The sequence below is a fragment of the Pseudoalteromonas sp. S4741 genome (genome assembly GCF_005886135.1).
GTDB classification, from domain to species: domain Bacteria; phylum Pseudomonadota; class Gammaproteobacteria; order Enterobacterales; family Alteromonadaceae; genus Pseudoalteromonas; species Pseudoalteromonas tetraodonis.
The window spans coordinates 1-11,190 of record NZ_PNCN01000191.1 but is presented as its reverse complement, the minus strand read 5'-3'; the positions used below and the strand labels follow the sequence as shown (position 1 = coordinate 11,190).

At 40.0% G+C, this 11,190-nt stretch carries 7 protein-coding genes and 5 pseudogenes; 8 read left to right on the top strand and 4 right to left on the bottom strand.

The features are described 5' to 3' along the window. Window positions 1-71: 71 nt before the first annotated feature. Window positions 72-505, bottom strand: a pseudogene (locus CWC30_RS17520) (IS982 family transposase); the annotation flags it as partial. Here CWC30_RS17520 and CWC30_RS17515 point away from each other — a divergent pair. Together CWC30_RS17515 and hemH are read left to right on the top strand one after the other, a co-directional pair. Next, window positions 501-894: pseudogene (locus CWC30_RS17515) on the top strand (HD domain-containing phosphohydrolase); the annotation flags it as partial. The pseudogenes CWC30_RS17520 and CWC30_RS17515 overlap by 5 nt on opposite strands. Window positions 895-972: 78 nt before the next feature. Next, window positions 973-1,992 carry a ferrochelatase gene (gene hemH / locus CWC30_RS17510; protein WP_138627737.1) on the top strand — a complete coding sequence of 340 codons (1,020 nt, stop codon included), beginning with the start codon at window positions 973-975 and terminating at the stop codon, window positions 1,990-1,992. A 157-nt stretch (window positions 1,993-2,149) separates the two neighbouring features. Here the strand turns inward: hemH and CWC30_RS17505 are convergent, their stop codons facing one another. Then, the gene (locus CWC30_RS17505) at window positions 2,150-3,307 is read right to left on the bottom strand and encodes a benzoate/H(+) symporter BenE family transporter (RefSeq protein WP_138627736.1); all 1,158 of its coding nucleotides are present in this window, start codon (window positions 3,305-3,307) and stop codon (window positions 2,150-2,152) included. Between the two features lie 319 nt (window positions 3,308-3,626). Here CWC30_RS17505 and CWC30_RS17500 point away from each other — a divergent pair. The 5 genes and pseudogenes from CWC30_RS17500 to CWC30_RS17480 all read left to right on the top strand — a co-directional run. Beyond that, window positions 3,627-3,998 (top strand): annotated as a pseudogene (locus tag CWC30_RS17500) (M12 family metallo-peptidase); the annotation flags it as partial. Between the two features lie 178 nt (window positions 3,999-4,176). Further along, complete coding sequence (locus CWC30_RS17495) at window positions 4,177-5,493, top strand: DUF5666 domain-containing protein (protein ID WP_138627735.1); 1,317 nt, start codon at window positions 4,177-4,179, stop codon at window positions 5,491-5,493. Window positions 5,494-5,634: 141 nt separating this feature from the next. After that, complete coding sequence (locus tag CWC30_RS17490; protein ID WP_138627734.1) at window positions 5,635-6,168, top strand: PepSY domain-containing protein; 534 nt, start codon at window positions 5,635-5,637, stop codon at window positions 6,166-6,168. Then, window positions 6,168-6,857 (top strand): response regulator transcription factor, encoded by a 690-nt coding sequence (locus CWC30_RS17485; RefSeq protein ID WP_138627733.1) that lies wholly within the window; start codon window positions 6,168-6,170, stop codon window positions 6,855-6,857. The genes CWC30_RS17490 and CWC30_RS17485 overlap by 1 nt, the downstream gene beginning before the upstream one ends. Continuing rightward, window positions 6,850-8,178, top strand: coding sequence for a HAMP domain-containing sensor histidine kinase (locus CWC30_RS17480; protein WP_138627732.1), 1,329 nt, complete (start codon window positions 6,850-6,852; stop codon window positions 8,176-8,178). Before CWC30_RS17485 ends, CWC30_RS17480 begins: the two co-directional genes overlap by 8 nt. Window positions 8,179-8,217: 39 nt before the next feature. On the opposite strand, the pseudogene CWC30_RS17475 reads toward CWC30_RS17480, so the two are convergent. Beyond that, window positions 8,218-9,439: pseudogene (locus tag CWC30_RS17475) on the bottom strand (alkaline phosphatase family protein). Between the two features lie 150 nt (window positions 9,440-9,589). Between CWC30_RS17475 and dgt the strand changes: the two are divergent. Further along, window positions 9,590-11,053 (top strand): dGTPase, encoded by a 1,464-nt coding sequence (dgt, locus tag CWC30_RS17470; RefSeq protein WP_138627731.1) that lies wholly within the window; start codon window positions 9,590-9,592, stop codon window positions 11,051-11,053. Here the strand turns inward: dgt and CWC30_RS18495 are convergent. Beyond that, window positions 10,992-11,190, bottom strand: a pseudogene (locus tag CWC30_RS18495) (GFA family protein); the annotation flags it as partial. The gene dgt and the pseudogene CWC30_RS18495 sit on opposite strands and share 62 nt — an antisense overlap.

Genomic DNA, 11,190 nt, shown 5'->3' with positions numbered 1-11,190 from the left:
ATAGGCCCCAAAGTTAATACAATGTTAATATTGAGATTTTATGCATAATTAACCTCAGATCTGCATAAGATTTAAAGCCGAGTCACTTTTATACTCGGCTTTTTAGTCTGAAAAGTATAGGCAATTAATCCAGCCATTAAATTAACCATAAATGAGATGCCGCTGCGGTGCCTTGTGTGGTCTATTTGAGCCATATTTTTCAGCTGGTCGAACACTGTTTCAATGATGAAACGTGTTGATAACATCGCTCTATCCCAAGATGATATTGGCTGACGTTTCATATTACGTCGTTGACCTGTAATAAAATCAATACCTTGCTCAGCAAGTTCCGCTTTTAGGTTTGCAGATACATAACCTTTATCTGCGTATAAACTACCTGTAACCTTATCGACCATATCTAATATCGGCTGTCTATCATCAACATTCCCAGCTGTCACTTTTACAGCTAATAACCCCCTTCATCATTCATGATGAGGTGAAGTTTAAAGCCATAAAACCAGCCCATTGGTGCTATGGTGTTTAGTGTTGCTCGTGACTATTGGGGAGAGTTACGAGCAAAGTGAGCCGTTACTTACAACAAAACAACGCCATCAATTTGCACTCAATAGTATTAAATCAAACAGTGGCAGCTTATATCATCCGCGTATTGTCGATGCACTTGAAGCCAGCCACGCTAAACTCATCGCCTCTGACAGCTCTATTGGTTCAATAAAGGTGATGAGCGCACAAGAACTCAAAGAAAATATGACATTGGCAAACTCACTGCACAGCCATACGGGTATTATGCTTTTGCCTAAAGGACATATTTTCAATACGAAATCGATTGTTAAGTTACAACAACTCGAAGCCAAAAAGCCAACTCCGTTTAGAATTATGGTTAAAACGGCTAAATGATTGATCTAAAATACTCTTTTATTCGTTATACTAAGCCATAATAGTTACTTTCAAATATATTGCTTGAAGGAGCACACAGTGTCGCGATTTTCTGCCGTTACCGATAATCCCCACGACGGGCGTTTTAACCAAAAAACAGGTATTTTATTAACCAACTTAGGTAGCCCCGATGCCCCCACAGCAAGCGCGTTACGTGTTTACTTACGTGAGTTTTTGTCAGATCCGCGTATTGTAGAAATACCACGTATAGTGTGGATGATAATTCTCCATGGCATCATTTTGCGTATTCGTCCAAAACGCTCAGCTAAATTGTATAAAAGCATATGGACCGAAAATGGCTCGCCACTGACCCACATTACACGCCAACAAAGCATTAAATTAAATGCCTTATTAAAACAGCACGGCTATACCAACACCGAAGTGGTTATGGCGATGCGCTATGGTAATCCATCAATCGAAGCGGGCCTTGAAGAGCTCAGAGAAAAAGGCTTAACCCGTATTATTGTGTTACCACTTTACCCACAATATTCAAGTCCAACTACAGGCTCAACATTTGATGCCGTGGCAAATGTATTAAAAAAATGGCGCTGGGTGCCAGAGCTACACTTTGTAAATGGGTATCACAAAAACCTAACCTACCTAGAGTCGCTTGCTAACAGCATTAGCGAAGATTTAGAAAAACACGGCATGCCACAAAAAATGGTGTTTTCATATCATGGTATGCCTAAACAGTTTTTAGATAATGGCGACCCCTATTACTGCCTATGCCAACAAACCACGCGTTTAGTGGTAGAAAAGCTAGGCCTAGATAAAGACAAAGTGATCACTACTTTCCAAAGCCGTTTTGGTAAAGCTGAATGGTTAAAACCTTACACAGATGCAACTCTTGAGAGCTTACCTAGCAAAGGAATTAAAGATGTGGCTATTATCAGCCCTGCCTTTAGCGCCGACTGCCTAGAAACACTTGAAGAATTAGAAAGTGAAAACCGAGAGATTTTTGAAGAAGCCGGCGGCGAAAAATACCGTTATATAGCAGCGCTTAACGACCGTGACGATCACATAGACGCCATGTTTGATGTGTTAAAACCTATGCTTTAACGCAGCAAAGAGCAGCGGTTAGGTTTTAGCTGTCAGCGATCAGCAAGAGATTAGCCAAGTACGGTGTTCGACTGTAGGTGTGAGTTTACCTCGCGCGCACAGTACCAAACCCGTTGCTCGACACCCAATCCCCGCACCTAACACCTAAAATCTGCTCTTAGCGCTTACGTGTCACCATTAACGTGAGTGCTCCTGCTATTATCCCCCAGCATGCAGAGCCAACTGACCATAATGTTAAATCAGAAGCCGTAACTAAAAAGGTAATAATGGCCGCCTCTGTATATTCAGGACTGTGCAAAGACTGCTGCAAACTATTAGCGATGGTGCCAAACAAAGCAATACCCGCTAACGCCAATACCAGTGCTTGCGGCAGGCTTGCTACAATCGCCACTAGCATTGCAGCACACAGCGCCATAATAATGTAAAACACCCCACCAGCAATACTCGCCCAATAGCGCTTATCGGGGTTTTTATCGGCCTCTTCGCTCATACAAATAGCAGCCGTAATGGCCGCTAAATTAATTGAATAAGTGCCAAATGGCGCGGTTACTAAATTTATCAACCCGGTCACAGTTAATGACGATGATATTGGCGCTTTATAGCTATGCGCTTTTAAAATAGCGAAACCGGGTAAGTTTTGTGAAGTCATAGTGACTATATACAAGGGAATACTAATACTTATAAATGCCTGCAAACTAAAGCTTGGTGCAATATAAGCAAAGCTGCTTGCCTGCCACTGCACGGTGCTGGTATCGATATTTCCCATATACCAGGCTAAAAATATACCCGCTAACAATACACTTAGCATTGCAAAACGAGCAAAAAAGCGCTTGCCAATAAAGTACACCACCACCATTAAACCAATCACCAATGGCATGTCGTTCATAAAATTAAATACATCAATACCAAATGTGACTAATACCCCCGCTAACATAGCACAGGCCAGTTCACTGGGAATACGGTTCATGATTTTTTCAAACCAACCGGTAATGCCAGACACCAGCACCAATAAAGCTGATAGCATAAATGCGCCTATCGCTTCATGTAGGTTGTAGCCCTGGGCACTTGAGATCAGTAATGCTGCACCGGTGGTCGACCATGCAATTAAAATGGGCACCTTATAATAAAACGACAGCACAATAGAGGTACCGCCCATTACTAGCCCCAGCATTAATATCCAGCTTGCCACAAGTTCAGGTGCGCCACCTAAGGTGATCACCACTTGATAAATCAATGCAATAGAACTTGAAAAACCAATAATGACCGCAACAAGTCCTGCCATAATTCGACTAAGTAACTGATCAGTCCCTACCATAATTCCCTCTTTTAATAGGTGTTTAACGATACAACATACTTTGCCTATTTATACTTTGCAATTAGCCCTTTGAATAATGAAAAATGAGCACGTTACTAAAAAATTTTATTGGTCAGTTTTACTTGTCAAAATCGGTGTGATTTAAAAAACATGCCACAGGGTGCGCCATTACTACAAAAAAACCATCCTATTAAACCCAAAAAAATACCTAAAAAAGGTAAAGTAAATACTTACAATAAGTTATAAAAAAGCAATTGCCACTTTATGATTGCAATTTAAATTTGATCTAATTCTTTTTTAAGATAAAAATTAACAATTACTAGCATGGGTTGGTCAAGGTACGAATGACAATTTATACAGCTCAATGAGCAACCGTATGTATTCAATAACAGCCGTTGATTGTGGAGCAACAACGTTCGTACATGAACTGGGTCATAACCAAGGTTTAGCGCATTCTCTTAAGCAAGGCGATACAAGCGGTGGCGTATATGTTGATGGCATGGGCCACGGTGTACAAAATGAATTTGCCAGTATTATGGCCTCCCCACATGTGTTTGGTAGTGCAACTCAGTACGATTATTTCTCAAACCCAAATTGAAGCGTAAACAGCATTCCATTTGGTGTGACCAACCAAGCATATGCTATTCGTACTGTAACCGATACAAAAATAAGTATTGCTAACTTTAAATAAGTAACGCAAACAGTAACTAAAGTGAGCCTACAGCCTACTTTTTAATTATTTCCCCTTAGAGCGTATTTGCGCTCTTTTTTTATTTAATTTAAACATTAACAAAATTTAATGTTACGTCCACCTTTACAATATTTGGTAATAAGTACACTTACCCCATATTAATAACTAGGAGTAAGCTATGAATAATTCACTAATTAAAAGTACTGTTAAACTCATTTCTTTATCTGCAATTTCACTTGCGTTGTGTGCATGTGGCAGCAGCTCATCAAGTAATAAAACCAATGTCATTTCTAAGGTTAATAACTTTCCAAGCGTTATTATTGGCCAAGTATCTGAAGTCACAAGTAATGCAATTACCATAAACAGCCACACAGTGCCTGCAAGCTCTGCCAAGGTAGAGCTAGATGGCAACAACGCCAGCCTTTCAGACATAAAAGTAGGTATGTACATTGAAGTAGAAACCAACGGCTCGCAAGCAACTGAAATAGAATACGATCCGCTATTAAAAGGCCCAGTGTATATTGATGGCGATACCCTAAGCATTGCAGGCATTACTTTAAATAATGCTCAAAACACAAACTTTAGCCAAGGTGAATTACTTGAAGTAAGCGGATACATCGACTCAACGAATAGCATTGCAGTGACTTACCAAGCAGTAATTAGTAACAGTCAAGAAGAACTTGAATTACTAGGAAATATAAGTAATTTAAACACACAATCTGGCACTTTTAATTTAGGTAACCTACTCATTAACTACCAACAAGCCGAGGTAGAAGGTGCGTTAAATAACGGCCAGTTTGTAGAGGTAGAAGGTGTTTTAAATGAAGGGCATATTATTGCAACAGAGGTAGATGCCGAGCAAAACCTTAATTTTAATGATGACACGCAAACAGAGCTTGAAGGCGTAATCACCTTTGTAAATAACGATGAAACACTAATAACTATCAACTCAAAATGGCAAGTTGCTATTAATGATCAAACTCAATTTGAAGATGGCACAGCCACTAATTTAATCACCGGCCAATGGGTTGAAGTAGACGCTCAGTGGCAACAAAATAACAACCAATTGTTAGCCACAAATATTGAATTTGACAGTAGTAACACCGCGTCTACCGTAACAAATTATACGTTTTCAGTATCAGGGCAGGTGTCGGTTAGCGACAACATCGCTACTATAAATGGCAATAACTTTACGCTTACTAATCAAACACGTTACGAAGATGGCTTAACTGCACAAACTCTAAACGGGCAATGGTTGGAGCTTGAAGGCACTTACAACAACAGCCAAGCTCTTATTACTGAGGCCGAAATTGAAGAAAACACCAGCACGCTACACTTAAAAGGCAATGTTACATTAAATACAAATAACCAAGCTGAAATATGGGGCTACATAAGTGAAGATAGCTCTCTATCGCAATTTACAAATCAATACGTAGAACTTGAGTGCCAGTGGGTAAACACTAACCAAGTAAGAGTCTGCGTACTAGACGATTAAATACAATAAGTTATATTTGACTTTGCAAAGGGCCTGTTTGCCTTTCGCGGTAACATGCCCTACTAAAGTTAAACATGTCCTTAAGTTTATTTGATAAACTAATTTGCATTAAAATAACGTTCAAGCCACAAGAGCCTATTTATGAAATATATTTTATTAAGCGCGACCCTTTTTGTTAGCGCATTTTGCCAAGCAAGTAACCCTGCCATATTTAATAAGCTTAATACAGCTAAAGATCCTTCGGCTCAAAGCATTTTAAATAAAATAGAAACCAAGTATGCCAATCAAGGTGTAATTGTGGAATTTGAACTTGAGTTTGAAAAAGGCGTTACAGTTTACGAAGTGACTTTATTTGATGAGCAAAATAAACGCTTTATTGAGTTAATCGTTAACGCACAAGGTAAAGTAATTGAACAAGAATACGAACAGCCAGAACTTGACGAAGAAGACGAAGTAGCCGCAGCCAAGTTAATGAAGCAAAAAAACTACCGCATGCATCAATTGGTAAAATCAATAAGCCCAGCCCCACCATATTACTTATTAGAGTCGCAATTAGAGCAAGATACTGGCATAACCTACCTAGTTGCTACATTTATTACAGAAAAAGGCAGACACAAAAAAGCCATTGATTTAGCCACAGGTAAAAACTTACCTCTGCTGCAATGGGGTAATTAATGAAGCTGCTTTTAGTCGAAGATGATAAACAAAATCGCGAATTTTTATATAAAGCATTTAACGAACAAGGCTACACTGTAGATACTGCAGCCGACGGCCAACAAGCATTGCTTATGGCTACCTGCGAAGAACACGACATAATAATACTTGACCGTATGTTACCAAAACTCGATGGACTACAAGTACTAGCAGCACTTAGAGCAACCGGTAAAAACACTCCCGTACTTATACTTTCAGCACTTGATAAAGTAGATGAAAGAGTTACAGGTTTAAAAGCCGGTGGAGATGATTACCTTACCAAACCTTTTGCGTTTTCTGAGCTTGCAATAAGAGTAGAAAAACTCATAAAACGTCCTTCGCAATCCACGCAAAAAACAACCACCGTAGAATTTGAAAATGTAAGCCTAGATTTTCGCCACTACAAAGCTCAAATAAACGGAAAACCGCTAAACTTACAACCAAAAGAATTTAAGTTATTACACTTTTTGTTAGAACATCAAAGTAAATTAGTTACTCGTACCTTATTGTTTGAATCAGTGTGGGAATACCATTTTGACCCAGGCACCAACGTAATTGATGTACATATTGCTAGGCTTCGTAAAAAACTTTTACAGCATAACGCCCATGTAAACATTGAAACTATACGAGGTGTAGGCTACCGCTTACAAAAAGCGCACGCCAATGAATAACAAGCATTCATTATGGTGGCAATTTAACCCACGGGTAAGCTCGGTTTGGCGCTTAACCCTCGCCTTTGCGACCATTACCTCTGTGGTATTGGTTTTATGTATTGTGCTTATTTATCAGTTATTACTTGGAGAGCAAACACGCCAAGTAGAAAGGCAGTTAAACGCCGAGCAAGTGCGTATAGAGGGGCTAGCTAATAAATTTGATAAAGCCTCGTTTTTTAAGCAACTTAATGTTTTTAGAAACGAAGGCGATATTTTAATTTTTTGGCAAAACGACGAAACTCAAAGCCAAGGGTTGAGTTTTTTCCCAAGCGATATACCTAAACTACCAAAAACCGTTGAGTTTCCAGTACTCGATACGCAGCGCGGCCAAATACGCTTATTAACCACAGGCATAGTAAAAACAAAACACGGCAAAGTAGTTATTGCTACAGCTACTGAGCATTTAAGTCGCTTAATTACAGAGTTTAAAACCATTGCTACATGGGCGTGTTTACTTAGTTTAGTACTCACATGTGTATTTGGTTATATATTTGCTAGACAACATTTACGCCGCGTAAATTATTTTAATAACGTGGCCGAGCAAGTACAAAAAGGCGATTTATCGGCGCGAGTAGTGCATAAACAAAAAGGTGATGAATTTGTTACTTTAGCCAAGCATATCAATACCATGCTACAAAGCATTGAAGAAAACTTTGCTTTAGTACAAGGGATTACCGACAACATTGCCCACGATTTAAAAAACCCGCTAACCCGCTTGCGTTTACATTTAGAAAATGAAGCCATTAAGCAACCAAGCCTAGGCATAGCAATAGAGCAATTAGAAAGCGTATTACATACCTTTGATGCCATGCTAAAGCTAACACGTTTAGAACATGGGCAATTTCCACTAAAATTAGAGCCCGTTAATGGCTTTACTTTAATGAGCGACATAATAGATATTCTTGAACCCACAGCAGAGCAAAACCAGCAGCACATAATACTGCATAAAAACCACGAGCCTATTTTTGAAGGAGACAAAAACTTACTGTTTCAAGCATGTTATAACTTGCTACAAAACGCCATTAAATATGCAGGTAACCACGCTAAAATTACAATAACGCTTTCTAAAAGCAGTATAAAAATTAGCGATAACGGTAAAGGGGTAAATAAACAACAGCTAAGCCAGTTAACCAAACGCTTTTACAGAAGCGACCTCGCAAGGCAAAAAGACGGCTTTGGATTAGGCCTTGCCACTGTAAAAGCTATTTGCGATCGACACCACTTTACACTTACCCTGCAAAGTGATGAAAACGGATTTAGCAGCACTATTAGTCATTAACAAATGGAGTAAGTTAAAAGCCTAAAAGTGCGCAGCTAATTAATGCACTGCTATTTTTTTATTTAATAGCAGGCATTAACGCTTTACCATCGCTATCCACTTTACTCATTAGCTTTAAACCCATCACCTTAGCAAGCACAGGGTAAATATCTAAATTATTCACTCGTTCAATGCTCACCCCTTTTTTAAACGCCGGTCCGGTAGCAATAAATGTTGCTGCCATATCATCGGTATAGGCATAGCCATGCGTTCCTAAGTACGGCACTTTCGCACTATTGCTAAATACCGCAGGCGCTGTCGTTTGTACTACAATATCGCCCACACGAGTGCCTTTATTATAGTGATATCCTGCAAGCTGCTCCTCTGTTAGTACCGTGTAGCGTCCTTTTGCTGCATGGTGTAAACGGGCTTTATAAGCCTCAACATCTGCATTTTTAGCATCGCTTTTAGTATAAATAAGTAATCGAGGACCGGTATTAACAATCATAAAGTTATCATCTTTAGGTAAGCTGCTCACAACAATGCTCTGCTCAGGCTCAACTTGTGCCATACCATGATCAGACACAATCACCAGATTTACCTCTTGCTCTAACTTACTCAAGCGGGTTTTTAATTGCCCCATCAGCGCATCTAGCTGTTTAACGGCATCACGCGTTTGCACCGCATCGGGGCCATATTCATGCCCCATGCTATCCACTAGCGAAAAATAACTCGCCACAAAACGTGGGCGCTGTGCTTTAGGTAAGCTTAACCATTGAATGATTTGATCAATTCGGTCTTGGTAGTCACCTTGTTTAGAGTAGTGAAAATAATAGTCAGGCGTCATACCATTAAAACGCGCATCCGACTCAGGCCAAAAGTATACCGCCGATTTAAGCCCATGCATTTTAACTAAATTCCACAGTGGTGTGCCGCGTACCCAGGTACTGTCTTTTTGTCCTTTCCCCATGCTGTAGCACTCATTATTGCGCGCTTTGTCACAAAACTTATTATCTACAATGCCATGGTTAACAGGCAGTAAACCGGTGATCACCGAAATATGATTTGGAAACGTTTTAGTAGGATAAACAGGCTGCATTTTTTGCGCTCTTACGCCTTGCTCACCCATTGCTTTTAAATTAGGCGCACCGTGCTTTTCAATGTAATCCCAACGCAAGCCATCAATAGAGATCATAACAACCGTTTGCTCTTTAGCGGCAAACGCACTATTCACACCCAACAAAAGGCAAAAACACATTACCTTAGTGATCCACAACTTCATTTTAAATACCTAGATGTATGTTAATTTTATAAAAAATAATACTAAAGCAAGTTGTTACTTTATGATACATGTTGATAAATTAAAGCAAACTATTAAAAATAAATAATCGTGCGTTTAATAAGTGCTTAATTCACATAAAAAAGGATTACCATGATCAACTTCAGTAGCAAAGTAACCCCTGCACGTATGCAGCGCACCACTGCCAATTTACAAATGGCGCTTGAGAGCGATCGTGGCCGAATTATTAATAGTGCAGCCATTCGTCGGCTGCAGCAAAAAACCCAAGTATTTCCGCTGGAGCGCAACGCGGCTGTGCGTTCGCGCCTGACCCACTCATTAGAAGTTCAGCAAGTTGGCCGCTTTATTGTGCAGCGCATTTTTGCCAATTTAAATTACCAGCAACAAAAAGAATATGGTTTGTCGGGTTTAGAGCGCCCACTAGAAACCCTAGTAGAAATGGCCTGCCTAATGCACGATATAGGTAACCCGCCGTTTGGTCACTTTGGCGAAGCGGCTATTAATAATTGGTTTAATGCTAATTTAGCCAGCATTACGCCTGAGCGTTGCCAAATCACAAACAGCAGCATTGGCGTTATTTTTAAACATTTAGCCCAAGATATTTGCAGCTTTGAAGGCAACGCTCAAGGCATACGCATTATTCACTCTTTGCTGAGCCTAAATTTAACCTATAGCCAAACTGCCGCTATTTTAAAGTACACCCGTCCAGCAAGTTTAGCGAAGCAAGATATTCCTCAAAATAAAAACTACATTATGAAAAAAGTGGGGTATTACTACAGTGAAAAAAGCTTTGTTGAAGCACTGCAAACTGAGCTGAAAATGGAGCCCTATTGCCGTCACCCTGCCAGTTATATTATGGAAGCCGCTGACGATATTTCTTATTGCCTTGCCGACATAGAAGACGCCGTAGAAAAAGACATTATCACCATACAGTTATTATGCGAGCAACTAAAAAAGCAGTATCAAAAAGCATTAATTAACCTTGCTCTTAACGACACTCAACACCAAAGCTTTGTGGACGACGCCATAAACTACGCCATAGAACGGGCACAAGCACAGCCCTTTAATTTTAATAGTGAGTTTTTTATTTATTTACGCGTGTCATTACTGCACCCGCTAGTAAACCATGCCGCAAAGCGCTTTATTGAAAACATAGAGCCAATTTATCATGGCGACTTTAACCATGCATTATTAGAAGATCGCAGCTACCTGCATGCAGCAACCCAAGCGCTCAAACAAGTCGCGCTTGAGCATGTATTTTCGCACAAAGAAGTCGAAAAGCTCGAACTGCAAGGCTACCGTATTATTAATGGCCTACTCGATTGCTATAAACCTTTGCTGCTTTTGAGTAGCGATGACTTTAAACGTGCATTGCATGGCGACAACCGCTTATTAATAGAATCGAGACTCGTTAAAAAGCTCTCTAAAAAGCATTTAAGTAGCTATCAGCATGCCATAAATGCGATGCAAGAAGAGCCCGATCATTTTGCCGCCTATGAATTTTATTATCGCTGTCGGTTAATTCAAGACTACATTAGCGGTATGACCGACCAATTTGCTTACGACGAGTACCGAAGCTTAATGGTAATTGACTAGGGTCTGTTGACCTTTCAAGGTTAAATTTGCAGCAGTCTGTTTGGTATTTAGGCAAGGCAGAGCCTATGTGGTGTGGTTTTTCCCCATAAATAGGCGATAACGCAGCATCAATGCCAAACAGGCGCAGCCCTTCGGGT